This is a genomic window from Kitasatospora sp. NPDC056181, from assembly GCF_042266225.1.
GTDB lineage: Bacteria > Actinomycetota > Actinomycetes > Streptomycetales > Streptomycetaceae > Kitasatospora.
The window spans coordinates 22,839-44,639 of the sequence record NZ_JBHJUK010000069.1; the positions used below are offsets into that span (position 1 = coordinate 22,839).

The 21,801-nt window shown below is 75.0% G+C and carries 19 protein-coding genes; 9 read left to right on the forward strand and 10 right to left on the reverse strand.

The window, feature by feature from the left end; translation table 11 throughout:
• The first annotated feature begins 35 nt into the window (after positions 1-35).
• Complete coding sequence (locus ACFC1F_RS24550) at positions 36-785, forward strand: barstar family protein (RefSeq protein WP_376161298.1); 750 nt, start codon at positions 36-38, stop codon at positions 783-785.
• Positions 786-817: 32 nt separating this feature from the next.
• Positions 818-1,396 carry a HutD family protein gene (locus ACFC1F_RS24555; RefSeq protein WP_376161300.1) on the forward strand — a complete coding sequence of 193 codons (579 nt, stop codon included), beginning with the start codon at positions 818-820 and terminating at the stop codon, positions 1,394-1,396.
• 136 nt (positions 1,397-1,532) lie between these two features.
• Here the strand turns inward: ACFC1F_RS24555 and ACFC1F_RS24560 are convergent, their stop codons facing one another.
• Positions 1,533-2,525 carry an esterase/lipase family protein gene (locus ACFC1F_RS24560; protein ID WP_376161302.1) on the reverse strand — a complete coding sequence of 331 codons (993 nt, stop codon included), beginning with the start codon at positions 2,523-2,525 and terminating at the stop codon, positions 1,533-1,535.
• Between the two features lie 114 nt (positions 2,526-2,639).
• On the opposite strand from ACFC1F_RS24560, the gene ACFC1F_RS24565 reads away from it, so the two are divergent.
• Complete coding sequence (locus ACFC1F_RS24565; RefSeq protein ID WP_376161304.1) at positions 2,640-3,917, forward strand: PucR family transcriptional regulator; 1,278 nt, start codon at positions 2,640-2,642, stop codon at positions 3,915-3,917.
• 122 nt (positions 3,918-4,039) lie between these two features.
• Here ACFC1F_RS24565 and ACFC1F_RS24570 read toward each other — a convergent pair whose 3' ends face one another.
• Positions 4,040-4,798 (reverse strand): DapH/DapD/GlmU-related protein, encoded by a 759-nt coding sequence (locus tag ACFC1F_RS24570; protein ID WP_209416168.1) that lies wholly within the window; start codon positions 4,796-4,798, stop codon positions 4,040-4,042.
• A gap of 120 nt (positions 4,799-4,918) precedes the next feature.
• Here ACFC1F_RS24570 and ACFC1F_RS24575 point away from each other — a divergent pair, with 120 nt between their 5' ends.
• Positions 4,919-5,728, forward strand: coding sequence for a maleylpyruvate isomerase family mycothiol-dependent enzyme (locus ACFC1F_RS24575; protein ID WP_376161306.1), 810 nt, complete (start codon positions 4,919-4,921; stop codon positions 5,726-5,728).
• 18 nt (positions 5,729-5,746) lie between these two features.
• On the opposite strand, the gene ACFC1F_RS24580 is transcribed toward ACFC1F_RS24575, so the two are convergent.
• Positions 5,747-6,520, reverse strand: coding sequence for an enoyl-CoA hydratase family protein (locus ACFC1F_RS24580; RefSeq protein WP_376161308.1), 774 nt, complete (start codon positions 6,518-6,520; stop codon positions 5,747-5,749).
• A 190-nt stretch (positions 6,521-6,710) separates the two neighbouring features.
• Here ACFC1F_RS24580 and ACFC1F_RS24585 point away from each other — a divergent pair, with 190 nt between their 5' ends.
• Both ACFC1F_RS24585 and ACFC1F_RS24590 read left to right on the forward strand, forming a co-directional pair.
• Positions 6,711-7,508: an ATP-grasp domain-containing protein gene (locus tag ACFC1F_RS24585; protein ID WP_376161310.1), complete on the forward strand. Its 798-nt coding sequence runs from the start codon at positions 6,711-6,713 to the stop codon at positions 7,506-7,508.
• 60 nt (positions 7,509-7,568) lie between these two features.
• Positions 7,569-7,985, forward strand: coding sequence for a RidA family protein (locus tag ACFC1F_RS24590; RefSeq protein WP_376161312.1), 417 nt, complete (start codon positions 7,569-7,571; stop codon positions 7,983-7,985).
• On the opposite strand, the gene ACFC1F_RS24595 is transcribed toward ACFC1F_RS24590, so the two are convergent.
• Positions 7,982-9,382 carry an MFS transporter gene (locus tag ACFC1F_RS24595; RefSeq protein ID WP_376161314.1) on the reverse strand — a complete coding sequence of 467 codons (1,401 nt, stop codon included), beginning with the start codon at positions 9,380-9,382 and terminating at the stop codon, positions 7,982-7,984. The two genes, ACFC1F_RS24590 and ACFC1F_RS24595, sit on opposite strands and share 4 nt — an antisense overlap.
• A gap of 84 nt (positions 9,383-9,466) precedes the next feature.
• On the opposite strand from ACFC1F_RS24595, the gene ACFC1F_RS24600 reads away from it, so the two are divergent.
• Both ACFC1F_RS24600 and ACFC1F_RS24605 read left to right on the forward strand, forming a co-directional pair.
• Positions 9,467-10,459 carry an ArsR/SmtB family transcription factor gene (locus ACFC1F_RS24600; RefSeq protein WP_376161316.1) on the forward strand — a complete coding sequence of 331 codons (993 nt, stop codon included), beginning with the start codon at positions 9,467-9,469 and terminating at the stop codon, positions 10,457-10,459.
• A 329-nt stretch (positions 10,460-10,788) separates the two neighbouring features.
• Positions 10,789-13,107 carry a glycosyl hydrolase family 18 protein gene (locus tag ACFC1F_RS24605; protein WP_376161318.1) on the forward strand — a complete coding sequence of 773 codons (2,319 nt, stop codon included), beginning with the start codon at positions 10,789-10,791 and terminating at the stop codon, positions 13,105-13,107.
• 185 nt (positions 13,108-13,292) lie between these two features.
• Here ACFC1F_RS24605 and ACFC1F_RS24610 read toward each other — a convergent pair whose 3' ends face one another.
• A complete protein-coding gene (locus tag ACFC1F_RS24610; RefSeq protein WP_209416160.1) occupies positions 13,293-14,570 on the reverse strand; it encodes a geranylgeranyl reductase family protein in 1,278 nt (425 codons plus the stop codon).
• Positions 14,571-14,742: 172 nt separating this feature from the next.
• Here ACFC1F_RS24610 and ACFC1F_RS24615 point away from each other — a divergent pair, with 172 nt between their 5' ends.
• Positions 14,743-16,110, forward strand: a complete 1,368-nt coding sequence (locus ACFC1F_RS24615; protein WP_209416159.1) for a dipeptidase — start codon at positions 14,743-14,745, stop codon at positions 16,108-16,110.
• Between the two features lie 53 nt (positions 16,111-16,163).
• On the opposite strand, the gene ACFC1F_RS24620 is transcribed toward ACFC1F_RS24615, so the two are convergent.
• The 5 genes from ACFC1F_RS24620 to ACFC1F_RS24640 all read right to left on the reverse strand — a co-directional run.
• A complete protein-coding gene (locus tag ACFC1F_RS24620; RefSeq protein ID WP_376161320.1) occupies positions 16,164-16,991 on the reverse strand; it encodes a DUF4184 family protein in 828 nt (275 codons plus the stop codon).
• Between the two features lie 218 nt (positions 16,992-17,209).
• Positions 17,210-18,277, reverse strand: a complete 1,068-nt coding sequence (locus ACFC1F_RS24625) for an NUDIX domain-containing protein (protein WP_376161322.1) — start codon at positions 18,275-18,277, stop codon at positions 17,210-17,212.
• Positions 18,278-18,740: 463 nt separating this feature from the next.
• Positions 18,741-19,628, reverse strand: a complete 888-nt coding sequence (locus tag ACFC1F_RS24630; RefSeq protein WP_376161324.1) for a C40 family peptidase — start codon at positions 19,626-19,628, stop codon at positions 18,741-18,743.
• A gap of 264 nt (positions 19,629-19,892) precedes the next feature.
• Complete coding sequence (locus ACFC1F_RS24635) at positions 19,893-21,314, reverse strand: acyl-CoA synthetase (protein ID WP_376161326.1); 1,422 nt, start codon at positions 21,312-21,314, stop codon at positions 19,893-19,895.
• Positions 21,315-21,510: 196 nt separating this feature from the next.
• On the reverse strand, positions 21,511-21,801 hold a 291-nt coding region (locus ACFC1F_RS24640; RefSeq protein WP_376161328.1), incomplete at its 5' end, for an electron transfer flavoprotein subunit alpha/FixB family protein.

Here is a 21,801-nt window from a genome sequence, read left to right on the forward strand (position 1 = left end):
CGACGGTTGTCAGGCCCCACCCGTACGCTGGCGCGGTGGACCGAGCCCTGTACCGCCTGACCGGCGAAGAAGACGAGGACCTCTGGGCATACGCCCGGGACGCCACCGGCCTGTTCCGTCCGCTTCCCGGCGGCCGGCGCCGGGTCCGGCTGCTCGGCTGCGCGCCGCAGGGCGGCCTGGAACGCGCCCTGCGGCACCTCGGCGGCAGGCGCGCCAACGCCGGCAACGCCCACCTCGACCTGCTGGACCACTCCGGCACGGAGCTGGGCACGTACTTCGTCAACTGGGTCACCGCCCGGGAGGTCCGTCCGTCCGCCCTCGGCCCGGAGCTGGTCGACCTGACGCTCGACCTGTGGTGCAACGACCTGCTGCCGCACTCCGCGTGGCCCTGGGAGCTCCGACGCACCGGCCGGCTGGACCGTCCCGGCCTCTGGCGCTCACTCGGCCCGGCCGGGCGCCACGCCTGGCTCTCCGTGGCCATGTGGTACCACGGCCGCCGCGGGCTGACCGACGCCCCGCCCGGCGCGGTGTACGAGATCGACGGCCGGCAGCTCGTCGACAAGGACAGCTTCTACTGCGCCGTCGGCGAGGCCGTGAACGGCCCCGGCGGGTACTTCGGCTGGAACCTCGACGCGTTGGACGACTGCCTGGGGGGCCGCTGGGGCGCCACCACCCCGTTCACGCTCCGCTGGCACCACTCCGACGTCGCCCGTGCCCGCCTCGCCCGGTTCCCCACCGTGCTGGAGATCCTCCGCCGGCACGGGGTCGAGGTCGTCCTGCTCTGACGGCGCCCCCGGCCCCGTGGAAGGATGCCGTCATGACGACCAGCGGGCGGATCCAGGTACTGCGGGCGGCCGAGCGCCCGGCGACGGCGTGGCTCAACGGGGGCGGGGTGACCAGGGAGGTGGCGGGCTTCCCTGCCGGGGCCGGGCTCGACGCCTTCGACTGGCGGGTCAGCCTCGCGGACGTGGCCTCCGAGGGGCCGTTCTCGGTGTTCGCCGGGATCGACCGGGTGATCACCCTGGTGGAGGGCGACGGCATGGCGCTGACCGTCGACGGGGCCGAGCACCGTGTCGACGAGCCCTTCCGCCCGTTCGCGTTCTCCGGTGACGCGTCCACCGGCTGCCGGCTGCTCGGCGGCCCGGTGGTCGACTTCAACGTCATGACGCGGCGCGGCCGCACCACCGCGGGCCTCGACCTCGCCACCGCGCCCCGGACCGTGGACGTCCCGGCCGGCGCCACCGTCCTCCTGCTCTGCCTCGCCGGCACCGCCGCGCTCGGCACGGACACCACCCTCGACCGCTTCGACGCCGCCCTGCTGGACGGTCCCGGCGGCCCGCACGAGCTGCGGCCCGACGGCGTGACCGCGGTCGTCACCTTCCGCACCGGTCACTGAGCCCGGCCGGACGCCACCGCGCGCCACCGTTCTCCACTGGCCACCGCGGCATGCCACCGCCCTCCACCGCATGCCGCTGCACAGGAGGTCGGCCGATCCGACTTCCTGTGCAGCGTTCATGCGTGGGCGGGGACGGTCAGCCGCAGTAGGCCGGCGTCGCGTGCGCCGGGTCGAGCGCGTTGGTGACCAGGTGCAGGGCGGTCGGCGAGAACGCGATCGCGACGTGCTCGGCGAGTGAGACCGGGCAGCGGTCCTGGAGGACGACGTTGTCCACGGCGGGGCCGCTGAGGAACTGCGTCCGGTACGGCGTGACCACCTCGTCGTACACGGTCGAGATCACCGTGTAGCGGACGCCCGGCACGGTGTCCGGCAGCGTGGCCATCTTCCGGTTGAACGCGGAGCCCACCGCCTGGTCCCGGCAGGCGTTGCAGGCGGTGTAGATCAGGTCGGCGACCCCGGGGAAGTACGGCGCCAGGTTGGTGATGCCGTCGAGCGTGGTGCCGTGGTTGGACGGAGCCAGGCCGACGACCTTGTCGACCTTGGCCGCGCCCCCGAGGAACTTCAGGTAGTAGTTCGGCAGCATGCCGCCCTGCGAGTGGCCGACGATGTCGACCTTGGCCGCACCGGTCGCCGCGCGCACCAGGTCCACGAACCGGCCCAGTTGGGCGGCCGACTCGTCGATCGGGCCGAGCCCGCCGACCGGCAGCAGCAGGCCGCTGCCGGAGGAGGTGATGCCGGGCACCATGCCGTAGTCCAGGGCGAAGACGCAGTAGCCCTTGCTCTTGAGCAGCGGCGAGAGGGCGAGCCAGTTCTCGTACCGGTTGGCGAAGGTGCCGTGCACCAGGACCACCGGGTCGGGGTGCGCGGCCGTCGGCCGGCAGCTCCAGTCGTTGGCGCCCGGCGGCGAGGCCACCGAGTCACCGTCCGGCGGGAGTTGGGCTCCCGCGAGCTGATCCGGCGAGGCCGCCGGGGCGGACGCGGTGGGGGTCGCGTCCGCCCCGGCGGCCGCATACGCGGCACCGGCCGGGCCGCCGACGAGCAGCGCACCGGCCAGCAGGGCCGAGCCGAGGGTGCCGAGCAGCCTGCGGCGCACCGGTCTTGCGGGGAAGCGGGAAAGTGGGGTTCCCAACTGTTGCCTCCACAGCGGAAGTTTGTTACCAACAGGTAACCCGAGTGCCTCCATCATGCGGTCGCCCCTCCGGCCCGGCCCTTGGGTGTCCCCCAGACCTGGACGGTGTTTTCTGTGACCGGTCACAATTCACCCGCTTGCGCCCCCGGTTGGCGGATCCCGGTGATCGGCGGAGTGCCCGCCGACCAGCAGCTGCTCGGCTCCGTACCGGAGTTGGTCGAGACCGTCATCGCCACCCTGGTGGAACGCGTACCGACCTACCGTCGCCTGCCGCGCGAACAGGTCGCCGGCGAACTCGCCCAGGTCACCGAACGGCGGATCCGCGCCCTCGCCCAGGCCGTCCGCACCGGACTGCCCGCCCCCGCGGCCGAGTTCGCCGCCGTCCGGGAGGCCGCCGCCCGCCGGGCCGAGGAGGGGCTGCCGCTCGACGCCGTCCTGCTCGCCCACCACCTCGGCATGGAGGTCTGCTGGGAACTGGTCACCCGGCAGGCCCGCGACGGCGACGCCGCCGACCTGCTCGTCCTCAACCGGCTCCTGCTCGACCAGCTCCGCCGGGCCACCTCCGCCGCCGGCGCCGGCTACGTCGAGGACCGCCGCGACCTCGCCGACGAACGGCACGCCGCCCGGCACGCCCTGCTCACGGCACTGCTCGAGGGCGCCCCCGCCGACGAGGCCGCCGAACGCGCCGGCCTCCGGCTCCCACCCGCGTACGCCGTGCTCTGCCTCGCCGTCGCCGACCACCCCGACGAACAGGCGCCCGGCGTCGACCGGACGGTGGCCGCCCGGCGCAAGCTGCGCCGGCTCCGGGCCGAACTCGACCACCGCACACGGCAGTCGGCGCTCACCTCGCTCACCGCCACCGGCGGCGTGGCACTCGTCCCGCTGGACCGCGGACCGGACGCCGTCCCCGCCGCCACCTGGCTGATGCTCGCCGACACCGTCCACCGGACGGCCCGCGCCACGGGCGCGGCCGTCCAGGCCGGCGCGGCGGCGGCCACCCCCGCCGGGGTGCCGGGCGCGGCCGCGCTCGCCCACGAGGTGCTGGAGGTCGCACGGGCCTTCGGCCGCCCGCCCGGCCTGCACCGGCTCGACGACGTGCTGCTGGAGTACCAGCTCAGCCGGCCCAGCCACGCGCGCTCCCGGCTCGCCTCCCTGATCGAGCCGCTGGCGGACTCCGGCGACCTGCTCGCGACCCTCCGCACCCACCTGGCCGGCGGCCTCAACCGCCGTCACACCGCCCGCACCCTTCACCTGCACCCGAACACCGTCGACTACCGGCTGCGTCGCGTCGCTGTCCTCACCGGCCTCGACCCCACCCGGCCCGCCGACCTCCTCCGCATCGCCGCCGCCATCGCCGCCCACGACGCCGAACGCACCCAGGAGCCGGCCTGACACCGGCCACCGCGCGCCTGCCGCCCCGACCTCGCGCCCCCGGGGCGCCCCGCCAGAGCCGCAGACCCTCCGGCCCGCCCACCGTCAGGGCCACACCGCCCGGCCCGCCGCCGCGCGCCCCCTCACGCCCCCGACTCGCCGGGCAGCCGCAAGTCCCAGCCCGCCAGGGCCCGCAACTGCTCCGCCGTGATGTCACCCGGGAGCGGGCTGGGCGGGTCGTTACGGAAGGGGGGCTGCCAGCCCTCCTCCTCGGTCCAGCGGCGGACGATCTTCGCGGGCGCGCCCGCGACGACACTGTGGTCGGGCACCTCGCCGCGGACCACCGAGCCGGCCGCGACCACCACGTTGCGGCCGAGCCGGGCGCCGGGCAGGATCACCGCGCCGGTCCCGATCCAGCTGCCGGAGCCGATCTCGACGGGCTCGTTGCGCGGCCACTGCTTGCCGATCGGCAGGTCGGTGGCCCGGTACTCGTGAGCCTGGTCCGATATGTAGACGCCGGGGCCGGTCCAGACGTCGTCGCCGAGGACGATCGACTGGTGGCCGACGATGTGGCTGTCGCGGCCGATCACACAGCCGCCGCCGATCCGGACGATCGGCTCGGGCCCGAGGTCGAGCCCGGGCAGGAAGCCGGCGCTGATCGTGACGCGCTCGCCGATGATCGAGAACGGGCCGATGGTGATCCACTGCTCGTTGAAGACCGCACCCAGCGGGAAGCTCAGCTTCGTCCCGGCCCCCAGTTCACCGAACCGGTACGGGCCGGGGCTCTCACTGGACACCGCACCGGCCCGCTGCACCCACTGCCAGCCCCGGTGGACGAGCCGCCCGACGGCGCGGCGACCGCCGGACCGGGCGGCGGAGAACAGGGAACGGGTGATCGACATGCGGCCACGTTACCGGCCCGTACGGCGCCGTCACCGGACAGGCGGCCAACATCACATCCGGCCCTCCCGCTGGACGTAACCACGTCCGAAATCCGCCGGAGACTGCCAGACTCGTACGCCATGGAGATCACCGAGCACATCGACGCGCTGCGCCGCGAGGGCACCCTGCTCGCCGACGCCGCCGCCCGGACCGACCTCAACGCGCCCGTTCCCACCTGCCCGGACTGGCGCCTGCGCGATCTGGTGCTGCACACCGGGCGGGTCCACCGCTGGGCCGCCGCCTACGTGCGGGACGGCCACCGGGAGCTGCTGGACGCCGACGGCGAGCGCGCGGTCATGGGTCCGGATCCGTCGGACGCCGGCCTGGTGGACTGGTTCCGCGGGGGCCACGCCGCCCTGGTCGAGGCGCTCGCCGGGGCACCGGCCGGACTGGACTGCTGGAGCTTCCTCCCCGCCCCGAGCCCGCTGGCGTTCTGGGCCCGCCGCCAGGCGCACGAGACGGCCGTGCACCGCTTCGACGCCGACGCGGCGGCCGGGGCCGAGGGTCCACGGGTGGCCGCCGGCCTGGCACTGGACGGGATCGACGAGCTGCTCCGCGGGTTCATGGCCCGCAGCCGGGCCCGGGTGCGCAGCGAGCAGCCGCGCACCCTCCTGGTGCAGCCCACCGACGGACCGGGTTCCTGGCTGCTGACCATCAGCCAGGAACCCCTCGTCGTCACCGTGCCGGGCGGCACCGCCGCCGACCGGGGGACGGGTGGGGAATCCGGCCCGGACCTCATGCTCACCGGCGCGGACCTCACGCTCACCGGCCCGGCCCGCGAGCTCTACCTGCTGCTCTGGAACCGGCTGCCGGCCGAGCGGGTGCGGCTCACCGGCGACCGGTCCCTGCTGGGCCTCTGGCGCGAGACGGCCGCCGTCAACTGGAGCTGAGCGCGCCGCGCCGCGGCCTCAGCGGGCCCAGGGCGCCGGGCGCTTCTCCAGGAAGGCCCGCATGCCCTGCTGCGCCTCGTCGGAGCCGAACAGCCGGGCCGACAGCTCGACCAGCTCGTCGGCGTCCCGCTCGAAGGAGCGCACCACCTCGGCGTTGGCCAGCCGCTTGGACTGCGCGAGCCCCTGCGGCGAGCCGAGCCGCAGCGCGTCCAGCAGGCCCTTGAGCGCGGTGCCGGTGGACTCCGCGGAGTCCGTGGCCTCGGTGATCAGGCCGATCCGGGCGGCCTCGGCGGCGTCGAAGACCTCGCCGGTCAGGTAGTACCGGGAGGCGGCGCGCGGGTCCAGCTTGGGGCGCAGCGGCAGCGAGATGACGGCCGGCGCGAGGCCGAGGCGGACCTCGGTGAACGCGAAGGTGGCGGCCGGTCCGGCCAGCGCCAGGTCGGCGGCGCCGACCAGGCCGAGGCCGCCGGCCCGGACGTGCCCCTCGATCACGGCGATCACCGGCTTCGCGCAGTCGACGATGGCCCGCTGGAGGTCGACGAGGCCGCGCGGGCCGACCGTCGGGTCCGCGCCGGTCGCCTCGGAGAGGTCCGCGCCCGCGCAGAACACCTTGCCGGTGTGGGTGAGCACCACGGCGCGGACCTCCGGGTCGGCCGCGGCGGCGGCCAGGCCGGCGGTGAGTTCGGCCATCAGCCGGGTGGAGAGCGCGTTGCGGTTGTGCGGCGAGTCGAGGGTCAGGGTGGTGACGGCGTCGGCGGTGGTGACGCGGACGAAGGGTACTTCGCGGGTCATCGGTGCGGGCCTGCTTTCCGGCTGAGGGTGGGTCGGATTGCCGTGGCGCCGGTCCTCCCGGGACGGCGCCCGGACGACTCTGACATGCCCACCCGCCGCTCGGCCAGAGCCACCCGCCGCGAGACCCGTCACCCCTTCGTGCCGAAAACCGGTGGTCGGCCCGCGGCCGGACACGGCAGCATCGGTGCCCATGACCTCCGACGCCGTCCTGCTGCTCGCTCCCCGGATCAACGACACCGGGCTCCAACTGCGCACCGCCGCCGGCCGCCGCGGCCTGCGCGCGCACACCGCGACGGCCTGGCGCGCCCCGGCGGAGCTGCTCGGCGCGCCCGTGCACGTCTACGGCGGCCCGCTGTTCGGCGACGCGGTCGGCGGCGCGTTCGGCCTGGCACTCCTCCAGCCGCCGGACGACTGGCCGGCCCGTCTGCCGCAGGAGCTGACCGGGCGGTCGATGTCGCTCACCACGCTGGCCGAGGCCCGCCGGCTGCGCCGCCCGATGTTCCTCAAGCCGCCGGGCGACAAGCTCTTCCCGGCCAAGGTCTACCCGGACGGGTCCGGTCTGCCCGGCCCGGACGCGCTGGACGACGACACCCTGGTGCTGGCCAGCGAGGTGGTGCGGTTCCACCGCGAGTACCGGCTGTTCGTGCTGGACGGCGAGGTGCGCACCGCCTCGCGCTACGCGGTGGACGGCGACCTGAGCATCGCGCCGATCGACGAGGACCCGTACCGGGCAGAGGTGGCCGCCTTCGCCGCGGACGTGCTGGCCGCCTCGGCCGGGATGCTGCCGAGCGCCGTCGTGGTCGACGTCGGCCCGTTGGACGGCGGCCGCTGGGCCGTGGTGGAGGCCAACACGGCCTGGGCGAGCGGTGGTTACGCCTGCGCGCCGGACGCCGTGCTGGACGTGGTGCTGCGGGCGGGCGGCCCGGCCGCCGTTCTCCCGGCCGCCGACCGCCCGTACTGCCGGGAGCTGCCCGAGGTGGTCCACTGACCGCGGCGGGCGGCGAAAAGGCGCTGGTGCGGTGATCGTCCGTCGGCCACCATGGTCGCCATGACCTCGCACTCCCAGCACCTGACCCACATCGCCGAGCCGCCCGGGGTCGCTCCCGGCACCGGCTACACCCAGGTCGTCACCGGCACCGGCCGCCTGGTGGCCGTCTCCGGCCAGGTCGCGTTCGACGAGCAGCGGCAACTGGTCGGGGCCGGCGACCCGAAGGCGCAGGCGCGTCAGGTCTTCGAGAACCTGAGCCGCTGCCTGGCCGCCGCCGGGGCCGGCTTCGGCGACGTCGTCAAGCTGACCTACTTCGTCACCGACATCGGGTTCATGCCCGCCATCCGCGAGGCGCGGGACGAGTACTTCGGCTCCACGCCGCTCCCGGCCAGCTCGGCGATGCAGGTCGCCGCGCTGTTCCTGCCGGAGGTGCTGATCGAGATCGAGGCCCTCGCCCTGGTTCCCGGGGAGGGCTAGGACGCCTCGACCGCGCCCCTCCGCCCGGCCCACTGGACGGCGGGGCGCACGGCCAGGCCGGCGGCGGCGAGCAGGGCTCCGAGGGCGGCCCAGCCGATCAGGCCGTACCCGATCACGGCGGTGGTGACCACCGCCGGACCGATCATCAGCGCGGCGGCCGAGCCGGCGTTGTAGACGCCCTGGTAGGCACCGTGGTCGCGTTCGCCGGCCAGGTCGTAGCTGAGCGCCCACCCGCCGGCCTGGCCGAGCACCTCGCCGAGCGCCTGCAGGGCGACGCCCGCGAGCACCACCACGGCGGCGACCGTGGCGGGCAGACCGTGGGCCAGGGCGATCACCAGGCAGGACGCCGCCAGGATCACCCCGGCCCGGCCGCAGGCCCGGGCGGCGCCGGCCCGTTCCTCGGTGCCCCGGGTGGCCCGGACCTGCAGGGCGATCACCAGCACGGTGTTGACGATCATGGTGGCGGCCACGGTGATCCGGGGCGCGTCGGTGTGCTGGACGACCCAGAGCGGCACGCCGACCTCCAGCATCGCGAACTGCAGGCCGAGCAGCGCGTTCAGCACCGTCACCACCAGGAACGGCCCGTCCCGCAGTGCGGGGTTGCGCTTGCGCCCGCCCCCGGCCTGCTGCCCGTCCGCCGCGGCCTTCCGCGCCGCCGCCGGGACGGCCAGGCGGTAGAAGAGCACGGCGACGACGGCGTACGAGACGGCGTCGGCCAGGATCGCCGTCAGGTACGCCTGCCGGGTGTCCACCTGGAGCGCGATCGCGCCGATCGAGGTGCCGAGGCAGATCCCGATGTTGGTCACCACCCGCAGGTAGGCCCGGCCCGCCACCCGGCGGTCGGCGGGCAGCACCTCCGCGTAGAGGGCGTTGCGCGTGGCGGCCGCGCCGCGGTCGACGGCGGACACCACGCAGGCCAGCGCCAGGAAGGCCGGGTAGCTGTGCACCAGGGCGTAGCCGGCGGTGGCGACCGCGTTCAGGGCGACCAGCGTCACCAGGACCGGCCGCGCACCCCACCGGTCGGCGGCCCGTCCGGCCGGCACGCTGGCGGCGACCCCGCAGAGGCCCGCGACGGTGAGGCCGAGGCCGAGCTGGGCGGCGCTCAGCCCGAGGACGCGGGTGAAGAAGAGCACGCCGACGGCCATCGAGAGCCCGCTGCCGACCGTGTTGACGAGCGTGATCCCGGCGAGCCGGCGCACCATCGGGTCGGGGTGCAGCAGCCGGGCGGCGCGGCCCGGCCCGGTGCCGGCGTCGCCGGACGGCCCGGCGTCGGAGGATCCATCGCCGGCGGAGGGCCCCCGGCCGGCGGAGCCGGGTTCGGTCGGGCCCGGGTCGGGCGATTCGTCGGCGGACAGGCCGGAGGAAGGTGCGGAGGACTCCGCCGATGAGGTGGTCATGCCCACGATCCCACCCCCTCCCCCCGCCTCCGCAGTATTGATTTAGGCTCTGGCTGAAAGCAGCGGTCACCGGGGGCGGAGCACGTGCACAGATTCAGGCTCGGCCTTGCCGACCTCGCCAGCACCTCCTTCGCCTGCTCGCCGATCCAGGAGGCCGCGCTCAGTCTGCGGATGTGGACCCACCCGGGCTACTACGTCCTGCAGTCCCCCGCCTTCGAACGACTGCGCCCGGCGTTCGAGCGGCTGGACTCCACCCTGCTGCTCTCGCTGGTCGCCGACAACCGCTGGGTGCCGGACTTCCTGACGCCCCGGCCCGCCTCCCCCGCGCCCGACTTCCGCACCGAGCTGGCCGTGGTCCGCGCCCTGCCGCCCGAGGAGCTCCGCCCCGAGCTGGAGCAGACCTTCCTGCCGAACGGCCGGCCGCTGCCGGCCCCGCTGGCGGCCGGACTGGCCGATCCTGCCCGGCTGCTGGCCCGGATCGCGGACGCGCTGGAGGAGTACTGGGAGCTCTGCCTCGCCCCCACCTGGTGGCCGCAGGCCCGCGCGGTGCTGGAGGCGGACCTCGTGTACCGCGCGCGGGTGCTCGCCCAGCAGGGCGCGGCGGCGCTCTTCGCCAACCTGGACCACCGGTTGCACTGGGAGGACGGGGTGCTCTCGATCAACCGGCGCTGGACGCCGAAGGACGGCGAGATCACCGTGGACGGGCGCGGACTGGTACTGGTGCCGACCTTCTTCGCCCGCGGCGCCATCACGATGATCAGCAACGACCGTGCACCGCAGATCAGTTACCCGGCCCGCGGCCAGGGCGGCATGGCCGGACCGCCGCTACCGGTCGCCCCGCGGGCCCTGGAGCAGCTGCTCGGCGCCCCGAAGGCGCGGCTGCTCGCGGTCCTGGTCGAACCCGCCTCGACCACCGACCTGGCCTACCGGCTGGGCGTCACCCCGGGCGCGGTCAGCCAGCACCTGGCAGTGCTGCACCAGACCGGTCTGGTGACCCGGGCCCGGCACGGCCGCTCGGTGCTCTACAGCCGCAGCCCGCTCGGCGACGAGCTCACCGGCGACCCCCGCCGCTCCTGACCGGGGACCGGACCACAGACCGGGCCGGGAGCCGGACCGACGCAGGACGGGGAGCCGGGCCGACGAAGGACCGGCGCAGGACCGAGGCAGGACCAGAACCGCCCCCGGGAGCCCGGCCCCACACCCCCAATTCCCAAGTGGTACAGACCTGTTGACGCATTGGTCCAGTCCTCCTACAGTTCCCATGCCCCGTCCCCCCACGGCGCGGGCACCGGTCGGCCACGCACCACCGGCCGGACGTCGTCACCACCGGCCGGCGCACCGCGGGCCGGGCACCACTCGTACGGTTCTGCGCCACCCTGTCCAACCCCACAGTCACAGGGAGAACCATGTCCGACCGATCCAGGGCCGCCGACTCCCGGGCCCGCCGCCCGCGAGCGCGCAGCAGACTGCTGACGCTGCTCTGCGCCCTGCTCCTCCCGCTGGCCGCGCTCACCGCGCTGGCCGCCCCGGCGAACGCGGCCGGAAAGCTCACCGCCGCCTTCACCACCGCCGACAACGGCTCGTGGTGGAAGGGCACCTACATCGTCCACAACGACAACGCCGCCGCGGTCTCCGGCTGGACGCTGGAGTTCGACCTGCCGGCCGGCGTGACGATCCAGAGCAGCTACAACGGCACCGCCACCGTCAACGGCCGCCACGTCACCGCCACCAACGCGTTCTACAACGCGAACGTCCCCGCCCACGGCACCACCGAGCCGTACAGCTTCTGGTTCGTGGCCAACGGCCCGATCGGCACGCCGGCCGGCTGCCGGATCAACGGCGACAAGTGCGACGGGAGTTCGGACGTCCTGCCGTCCGCGCCCGGCACCCCGACGGTCACCGGGTCGACCGCGCACAGCCTCGCGCTGAAGTGGCCGGCCGCCACCGGCGGGGACTTCCCGGTGGCCTCCTACGAGGTGCTGAACGGCGGCGCCGTGGTGGGCACCAGCGCCGGCACCGACACCGTGGTCACCGGCCTCACCCCGGCCACCTCGTACACGCTGGCGGTCCGTGCCAAGGACACCCGGGGCAACGCCGGCCCGCCGAGCGCGCCGGTCACGGCCTCGACCTTCGACCCGGCCACCGACCCGGTGCCGCCCACCGCCCCCACCGACCTCCGGGCCACGGCGGTCACGTCCACGGACGTCACGCTCGCCTGGAACGCCGCCACCGACAACCAGCGGGTGGCCGCGTACGACGTCTACCAGGGCACCACCCTGGTGCGGTCCGTCACCGGCTCCACCCTGACCGCGACCGTCGACGGCCTCTCCCCCTCGACCGGTTACACCTTCACCGTCAGGGCCCGCGACGGCGCCGACAACGCCTCGCCCTCCTCGGCCCCGCTCGCCGTCACCACCGGCGACCTGGTCGGGGCCGGCAAGTACGCCCGGGTCGGCTACTTCACCCAGTGGGGCATCTACGGCCGCCAGTACTTCGTGAAGAACCTCGACACCTCGGGCAGCGCGGCCAAGCTCGACGTCATCAACTACGCCTTCGAGAACATCGATCCGGTCAACCTGACCTGCCTGGCCGGCGTGACCAAGGGCACCACCGCCAACCCGCAGGACCCGGACCAGGGGACGGGCGCGGGCGACGCCGACGCCGACTACGCCCGCCCGATGAGCGCCGCCCAGTCGGTGGACGGCGTCGCCGACGACGGCTGGGGCAAACTGCGCGGCAACTTCAACCAGTTGAAGAAGCTCAAGGCCAAGTACCCGAACCTGAAGGTGGTCGTGTCGCTCGGCGGCTGGACGTACTCCAAGTACTTCTCCGACGCGGCCGCCACCGACGCCTCCCGCCAGAAGTTCGTCAGGTCCTGCCTCGACGTCTGGATCAAGGGCAACCTGCCGCTCTACAACGGCGCCGGCGGCGACGGCGTGGCGGCCGGCATCTTCGACGGCATCGACCTCGACTGGGAGTGGCCCGGTTCCGGCGACGGCCACGCCGGCAACCACTACAGCGCCGACGACAAGGGGAACCTGACCCTGCTGCTGGCCGAGTTCCGCAAGCAGCTGGACGCCCTGGGCGGCCCGCACAAGCTGCTGACCGCCTTCACCCCGGCCGACCCGGCCAAGGTCGGCCAGGGCTGGGACCTCTCGAAGATCTTCGACTACCTGGACATCGCCAACGTCCAGGGTTACGACTTCCACGGCGCCGGCAGCGACAACTCGTGGGAGCCCGACCGGACCGGTCACCAGGCCAACCTCTACGCCGACACCCAGGACCCGTACAACGTCCGCTTCAGCGTGGACGCGGCCGTCCGGACCTACCTCGACGCCGGGGTCAACCCGCGCAAGCTGACCATCGGCTTCCCGTTCTACGGGCGCGGCTGGCAGGGCGTGGCGGACGGCGGCGCGGCGGGCGAGTGGCAGAGCGCGACCGGCGCGGCCCCGGGCCAGTTCGCCGAGGAGGCCGGAACCCGCGGGTACAACAACCTCATCACCACCTTCCCCAACCTCACCGTCTACCACGACCAGCAGTCCGTCTCCACGTACGGCTACACCGGCGCGGGCGGGCAGTGGTGGACCTTCGACGACGCCTGGTCGATCAGCCGGAAGACGGCCTACCTGAAGTCGAGGAACCTGCTCGGCGCGATGATCTGGGAGATGACCGGCGACACCCCGGGCGGCACCCTCATCACGGCCCTCGACACCGGACTCAAGTGACCGCCGGGCCCAAGTGAGCACCGGGCCCAAGCGAGCACCGGGCCCAAGTGAGCACCGGGCTCAAGTGAGCACCGCACTCACGTGACCGCCGGGCCCGGGCGAGCACCGGGCCGGCCCGGACGGACGGGGGGCTCCCGGGGCGGGTACCAGCCACCCCGGGAGCCCCCCGTGCACCACCGCCACCGCTACCGCGAGGCCAGCGACGTCAGCTTCCGCGCCGCCCGGTACTGCCGCAGCACCTGGGCGAAGGTGGTGTGCCCCTGGGTCGTCCGGGCGAACGCCCGCCAGGCCGGGGCGACCAGGCAGACCGCCGCGTGGAACAGGTACGGCCGACGCTCGAAGGCGGTCAGCATCAGCTTGCCGGCCCGCATCTCCACGCCCAGCCCGGCCTTGATCGCGAACGCGTAGTTCAGCGCCTCGCGCCGCACCCCGGCCGCGTTGCCCGCCTCGGCCACCTTCACCGCCCACTCGCCGGCCAGTCGGCCCGAGCGCAGCGCGTAGGAGATGCCCTCGCGGGTCCACGGTTCCAGCAGGCCGGCCGCGTCGCCGGCCACCAGCACGCGGCCCCGGGAGAGCGGCGAGTCCTCGGCCCGGCAGCGGGTCAGGTGCCCCGACTCCACGCTCGGTGGGAAGCCCGCCAGGCCGAGGCGTCGGATGTAGTCGGCCAGGTACTGCTTGGTCCGCTCGCCGTCGCCGCGGGCCGAGATCACCCCGACGGTGAGGCTGCCGGACTCGGTCTTCGGGAAGACCCAGCCGTAACTGCCGGGCAGCGGGCCCCAGTCCAGGTGGATCCGGCCGACCCAGTCGGCCGCGACCGAGGCCGGGACGGGGATCTCCGCCTCCAGGCCGAGGTCGATCTGGTCGAAGGACACGCCGACGTGCCGCCCGATCCGGCTGGCGCTGCCGTCGGCGCCCACCACCGCGCGCGCCTCGAAGCTGCGCCCGTCGGAGGCGGTGACGACGGCCGTCCGGTGCTCGCCGCCGCGCTGCTCCACCCCGGTGACGGTCACTCCGGTGACCAGCACCGCGCCCGCCTGCTTGGCCGCCTGCACCAGGCGCAGGTCGAACTCGTCCCGGTTGACCAGCCCGAACAGCATCCGCTTCGACCGCCGCGTCCGGGTGAACCGGCCGCCGTACGCGAACGTGACGGCGTGCACCCGGTCCTGCAGCGGCAGCCGGAAGTCCGGCGGCAGGCTGTCCCGGGACGGGCCGATGATGCCGCCGCCGCAGGTCTTGTAGCGGGGGTGCTCGGCCTTGTCGAGCAGCAGGACGCGGCGGCCCTGCGAAGCGGCGGCGTGCGCGGCCGAGGCCCCGGCCGGTCCGGCGCCGACCACGACGACGTCCCAGACGCCGTCGAGGCCGTCGGGTCCGGGCGCCGCCCGGTCAGGCTGCGGCTCGGACGGCTGTCCGGACGCCGCGGCGTCGAGCGGGCTACGGGGATCGGAGCTTCCGGAGTCAGTCACGTCGAGCAATCCTATGCGGCCGGGTGAGCCATCGTCCGCTGCGGCACCCCGAACGTCCGCACGAGCCCCGCGGGTGCCCGTTCGACTCCGCCTATGATCGGCGGTACCCCCCGTCAGCAACCATCCGCCCGGAGCACCCCCCCGGACGGACCAGCCCTCCCGGAGCACCCGCATGCCACAGCAGCCCCTGGCCGACGCCGTCCGGTCCCTGATGGACCGTGCCCGCACCGACCTCGCCGAACTGGTCGCCTTCCCGTCGGTCGCCGACCCGCGCCAGTTCCCGGTCGAGGAGTGCGAGAAGGCCGCCCGCTGGGTCGCCGACGCCTTCGCCGCCGAGGGCCTGACGAACGTGCAGCTGCTGGACACCCCCGACGGCACCCAGTCGGTCTACGCCGAACTGCCCGGCCCGGCCGGCGCGCCCACCGTGCTGCTCTACTCCCACTACGACGTCCAGCCCCCGCTGGACGAGTCCGGCTGGCTGAGCCCCGCCTTCGAGCTGACCGAGCGCGACGGCCGCTGGTACGGGCGCGGCGCCGCCGACTGCAAGGGCAACATCCTCATGCACCTGACGGCCCTTCGGGCGCTGCGCCAGGTCCACGGGGACGCCTACCCGGTCGGGCTGAAGATCATCGTCGAGGGCTCGGAGGAGCAGGGCACCGGCGGCCTGGAGCGGTACGCGGAGGCGCACCCCGAGCTGCTGGCCGCCGACGCCATCGTGATCGGCGACACCGGCAACTTCGCGGCCGGCCTGCCCACCGTCACCGCCTCGCTGCGCGGCATGACGGTGGTCGAGGTGGCGATCACCACGCTGGCCGGCAACCTGCACTCCGGTGCCTTCGGCGGCGCCGCCCCGGACGCCCTCCAGGCCCTGGTGAAGGTGCTGGCCTCGCTGCACGACGAGCACGGCGACGTCGCGGTGGCCGGGCTGACCAGTGACCAGACCTGGTCCGGGGTTCAGTACGCCGACGAACAGTTCCGGGCCGACGCCAAGGTGCTGGACGGCGTCACGCTGACCGGCACCGGCACCGTCGCCGACCGGCTCTGGGCCCGCCCGGCGGTCACCGTCCTCGGCATCGACGCCCCGCCGGTGATCGGCGCGACCTCCTCCGTCCAGGCCTCGGCCAAGGCCCTGGTCAGCCTGCGGGTGCCGCCGGGCACCGACACCGCCGCCGCCCAGGACGCGCTGGTCGCCCACCTGGAGGCCCAGGTGCCGTTCGGCGCGCAGCTCCGGATCGAGCGGCACGGCAACGGCGCGCCGTTCAGCGCGGACACCTCCGGCCCGGCCTACGAGGCGATGGGCGAGGCGATGGCGGAGGCCTTCGGCACCCCGATGGTGGCCTCCGGCGAGGGCGGCTCGATCCCGCTCTGCAACACGCTGCGCACGCTCTACCCGGAGGCCGAGATCGTGCTGATCGGCGTCGAGGAGCCGACCACCCAGATCCACGCGGTCAACGAGAGCGTCGACCCGCTGGAGCTGGAGCGGATGGCGCTGACCGAGGCGCTCTTCCTGCGCCGCTACGCCGAGCTGCGCAAGGCCTGAGGCCGCCGGGCGGCCGCCGGTCGCGGACCCGCCGCCCCGTCACGCCGCCCCCGTCACACCGGCACCCGCTCGGCCGGCCGCTCCCGGCCCCCCGGGCGGGTGCCGCCGCGCCTCCCCGGGCGTGCCACCGCCGCGTGCAGCAGCGCGTACCCGACGGCGCCGACCGCGAGGCCGGCGCCCGCCCCGAAGCAGAACTCGGGGATCAGGTTCCGCCGCAGCGGCGTCAGCCGGTGCACCACCCCGGCCGCCGTCGCCGCGCCCAGCACCGCGACGGCGGCCCGCCGCACCCCGGCCGGCAGCGCCACCGCCGGCCGGACCGGCTCCACCGCCCGGACCGCCCTCACCAGGTACCCGGCCAGTGCGGCCAGCGCCAGCGCCGAGCTGCCGTACTGCAGCACGGTGTACAGCGGGAGCCCGGCGACCGTGCGGTCCAGCACCGGCAGCAGGGTGACGCCCAGACGGCCCCCGTGGGTGAAGGCGTCCCAGCCGACGTGGGTGGCCGCGCCGAGCGCCGCCGAACCCGCGAACCAGGCCACGTCCACCGCCCCGCGCGCCGCCGCCGTTCCACGCCGCCGGGCGGTCAGCGCCTCGGCCGCGGGCGCCAGGCGGTCGGGCAGCAGCCCCACCAGGGGCCCGCGCAGCAGCGTGTGCCACCCGGCCACCAGGACGCCCGCGATCGCCACGTCCACCGTCGGCACCCCCCACCAACTGTGGGTCGGCCCGCCCAGACCGTACGCCCCCGGCAGCAGCGACTCGGCGAAGAACGGCACGTCGGGCGCCATCGACCCGGCGACGAGCGCGGAGGCGACCAGCGGCCCGCGCGCCCCCGCCGCACGTAGCAGGGGCAGGACGGCGGCCGGATGGCTGAGTGTGAACGGCATGCCCCCATCCTGCCGTCCCCGGCCGGCCGCCGCCCCCGCCCCGGGCCGATGCCGACGGGTCGGCCCGGGGCCGGGCTCCTACTGCCGGCGCACCCGGCCGGCCGCCGCACCCCGCGGGCGTCCCCGCCCGGTCCGCTGCCTTGCCCCGTCCGCAGCCCAATCCTGGCCGCTACCCCACGTCGGCCGCACCCCGCCCGGTCCTTACCCCGCCCCGTCCGCTACGCCGCGTCGGCCGCCCGGGCCAGGCCGAGCGCCGCCCGCCGGCCGGCCTCCAGGTACCGCAGCTCGCCGCTGCGGCGGGCGTCCAACGCGGCGGCGAGCCGGCGGTAGCGGCCCGGCGGCAGCAGGCCGGACGCCTCCTCCAGGCTGACGAAGCGCCAGCCCCGCAGCTCCTCCTGCGGGAGCAGCAGTCGCTGGCGGGCGGCGGCGTCCAGCAGGCCGCCGTCGTAGACCAGCCGCAGGCCGCCGCGGCGCGGGCCGGTGCGCGGCTCCCAGTCGACCGCGAGCAGGCGCAGCGCGGCCGGGTCGAGGCGCAGCCCCAGTTCCTCCGCGGTCTCCCGCAGGGCGGCGTCGGTGGGGGCCTCCCCGCACTCGACGACGCCTCCGGGGAACTCCCAGTCCGGCTTGTAGACCGGGTCGACCAGCAGCACCCGGTCCTGCTCGTCGAAGAACAGGACGGCGGAGGCCACGGTGTCGCCGCTCGTGTCGGGGGTCTGGACGATCGGGCAGCGGGCGGAGCCGTCCCGGACGAGCCGGGCGAGCCGGGCCGCGGTCTCGCGCGGGGTCAGGGTGCTGTTGTCGACCAGTCTGGCGTCGCGGCCGAGCCAGCGGCGGGCGGCCAGGTAGCGGGGCACGTGCTCCAGGCACCACTGCCGGATCCGCGCGCTGCGTTCGGGGTCGTCGGGGACCTCCTCGCGTTGGGCGATGCGCGCACGCAGGATCGTTTCTTCAGGATCCAGCACGAGGTGGTGCACGGTGATCCCGTTCGAGGCGAGCGCACCGAAGATCTCGTCCCGGTAGTCCTCCCGGAGCAGCGTCATCGGGACGACCAGCGGGCCCGGCACCTCGCCGAGCAGCGCGGCCGCCGTCTCGGGGACGAGCCGGCGCCAGGCCGGCAGGTCCTGGAAGTCCGACACCGTCGCCAGCCGGTCGGCCGGGAGCATCCCGCGTAGCCCGAACCCGATCAGCTCCGGGTCGAAGAGCATGCTGCCGGGCAGCAGCTCCACCAACTCACGGCAGGCACTCGTCTTGCCCGCGCCGAACGTGCCATTGACCCAGACGATCACAACGTCCCCTGCCCCTCGACTTCCCCCGGTGCCGTTCGCACCGGGCGGCGCCCCCGTCAGTCGAACCAGCGCCACCCGAGGTGGTACCCCTGCCGCGCCGGTCCCCATGCCTCCGGACCGGGCCCTCCCAGCGAAGCGTGACCCGCCCCGTGACAGGGGCATGTGCCCAGGCCAGGCGGCCTACCCTACCCGCCGCACGCCCGCGCGACCGCCGGTGCGCACGCCCTCGATCGCCCTGTCCGTCCGCTCCGTACGCGCCCCCTCCACGCCCCACGCGCCCCCTCCGTACCCGACCCCTCCGCACAGGAGGTCGGCCCGCCCGACTTCTCGTGCGGCCGCAGGCCCCGCGAACCCCGACGCGCCGGACGCCCCCGCACACCCCGCACGCCCGACGCCCGGACCGTCCGGGAGACGGTGTGTCTCCCGGACGGCCCGGGCGTCGTTGCACCCGTGCCCCTAGGGCTCAGGGCCGGCCCATGAAGGCGGGGTAGTAGCCGCTGCTCATGCCGGAGATGCGGATGGTGGTACCCGGCCGGGCGGCCTCCACGTACTGGTTGTTGCCCAGGTAGATCGCCACGTGCTGGATGCCCCGGGCCGTACCGTCGGGCGCCCAGAAGAGCAGGTCGCCACGGCGCAGCTGGCCGGCACGGACCGGAGTGGTCGCCGCGTACTGGTCGTTGGCCACCCGCGGCAGGTCGATCCCGCCGCGCCGGAAGGCCTGCTGGACCAGGCCGGAGCAGTCGTATCCGTTCGGCCCGTTGCCGGCCGTGACGAACGGCTTGCCGAGCTGGGCCAGCGCGAACTGCACGGCCGTCTCGACGTCCCCGTCCTCCGCGGGCTCCGCGGAGTCGGCGGACGCCCCGGACGAGGAGCCGGACGAGCCCGAGGAGGACCCGCCGGTCCGGTCCAGGTAGATGTCGTAGTGCGAGGTCCAGCGCCACTCGCCCTGGCTGTTCCTGAACCAGTAGCGCGAGCCGTCCCATCCCTGCTTGATCCCGCCGGAGGACGAGGACGACGACTTGGCCGCCGAGGTCGAGGATCCCCCGGTCCGGGCCTTGTAGATGTCGTAGTGCGAGGTCCAGCGCCACTGGCCCTGGCTGTTCTTGAACCAGTAGCGCGAGCCGTCCCAGCCGGCGTGGGCCGGCGCGGGCTCGGCGGCCGCGCTGCCCACGCTGGTGCCGAGGCCGATCACGCCCGATCCGGCCGCGATCACGGCCACCATCGCTATCCCCCGACGGACCCGCGCCGCCCGGGAGGGACGGGCGGCACGGGTCCGTCCGTCGGAGGTGGTGGTGTGCTGCCCGGTCTCGTCGTCGGCGGCACCCGGTGCGCCGGTGTTGACGGTCGTCATCCTGCTGTCTTCCTTTGCTGAGCGGGAACTGCGGAACCGTCCTCCGGCCGACCTGCCGCGACTTCCGGTCCTGCGACCGGAAGCCGCGGCATGTGGTCCAGCGATTCGGTTCTGCCTGCCAGTCACGGTAGGCACGCGTCCGCTCACGGCGCGCAGTGGAGTGCGCCAAAGGAAGGGTTCACGGTCGGTGAGCGACAAGACGGTCGATCAGGTGAGCACCCGTCACCGGCCTGCCGCCCGGGCGACCGCCCGGATGACTTTCCGTCACCCGTGTGCCGACTCCGCCAGCAGCTGCTTCTTGAGCACCTTTCCCATGGCGTTCCTGGGAAGTTCGGGCACCAGCACCACCTTGCGGGGCCGCTTGTGCACCGAGAGCCGTTCCGCCACGAAGGCCGTCAGCTGTTCCCCCGTCACGGCGCCGTCCGCGATGACGTAGGCGACGACCGCCTGGCCGAGGTCCTCGTCGGGCGCGCCCACCACGGCCGCGTCGGCGACCGCGGGGTGGTCGCGCAGGGCCGCCTCCACCTCGCCGGCACCGATCCGGTAGCCGCCGCTCTTGATCAGGTCGACGGAGGCGCGGCCGACGATCCGGTGGAAGCCGTCCTCACCGATCACCGCGACGTCCCCGGTGCGGAACCAGCCGTCCGCCGTCCAGGACTCGGCGTTGGCGTCGGGCCGGTTGAGGTAGCCGGTGAACAGGGTCGGCCCGGCGACCTGGAGTTCCCCGACGCTCTCGCCGTCGGACGGGACGGGCCCGCCGTCCTCGCCGACCAGCCGGGTCCGCACCCCGGTCACGGGCAGGCCGACGCTGCCGGGGCGGCGCTCGCCGTCCGCCCTGGTGGAGACGGTGATCAGCGACTCCGTCATGCCGTACCGCTCGATCGGGGCGTGGCCGGTCAGGGCGGCCAGCCGCTCGAACACCGGCACCGGCAGCGGGGCGCTGCCGGAGACCAGCAGGCGGGCGGAGGCCAGCTGCCCGGCGGCCTCCGGGTCGGCGGCCAGCCGGGACCAGACGGTCGGCACGCCGAAGTACAGGCTGCCGCCGGCGGCCGCGTACCCCGCCGGGGTGGGCCGTCCGGTGTGCACCAGCCGGCTGCCGGTGCGCAGGGCGCCGAGCACGCCGAGCACCAGGCCGTGCACGTGGAAGAGCGGCAGGCCGTGGACCAGGGTGTCGTCGGCGGTCCACGCCCAGGCCCCGGCGAGCGCGTCCAGGTCGGCGGCGACGGCCGAACGGCGGATCATCGCCCCCTTGGGCGCGCCGGTGGTGCCCGAGGTGTAGAGCACGAACGCGGTGGCGTCCGGGTCGGGCTCGGCGTGGGTGGTGGCGGAACGCTCCGTCAGATCGACCGGCAGCCCGGCCACCCCGGCATCCTGCGGCGCCGCGTCGGCGGCCGCGTGGGCGAGCAGGGCCGCGCCCGAGTCCCGGAGGATGTGCGCGCGCTCCTTGGGACCGGAGTCGGGCGGCAGCGGCACCACGGGCACGCCGGCCATCAGGCCGCCGACGACCGCGGCGACGGTCTCGGCGGTGGGCCGGGCCAGCACCGCCAGGGCGGGGGCGCCGGCCACCCGGTCGGCCACCGCGGCCGCCGCGCCGAGCAGCTGCTCGCGGGAGAGCGTGTGGCCGTCGATCCGCAGCGCGTCGCCGGAATCGCCGAAGTCGCCCTGAAGTGCCGTCAGGAGTGTCATGCCTCTGCCCTCGCCCTTGCTCGCGGTGCACGGCCGTGCCACCGCCGGCCGAACCCTCGCCGGCGTGTCACCGCCGGTCCTGTCCCTACCGGTCGTGGGGCCGACTCTACGGGCCGGACGGCGGGCCCCGGAAAGGCCGCAGGGCGCGCCCGGGAGGTCCCGGGGCGCGCCCTGCGGCTTCGACGTGCGCGGCGGATCAGCCCTTGCGGGCCTTCACCTCGCCGGTGAGCTGCGGCAGCACCTCGAAGAGGTCGCCCACGACGCCGTAGTCGGCCAGCTCGAAGATCGGGGCCTCGGCGTCCTTGTTGACGGCCACGATGGTCTTCGAGGTCTGCATGCCGGCCCGGTGCTGGATGGCGCCGGAGATGCCCGCCGCGATGTAGAGCTGCGGGGAGACCTGCTTGCCGGTCTGGCCGACCTGGTTGCTGTGCGGGTACCAGCCGGCGTCGACGGCGGCGCGCGAGGCACCGACGGCCGCGCCGAGCGC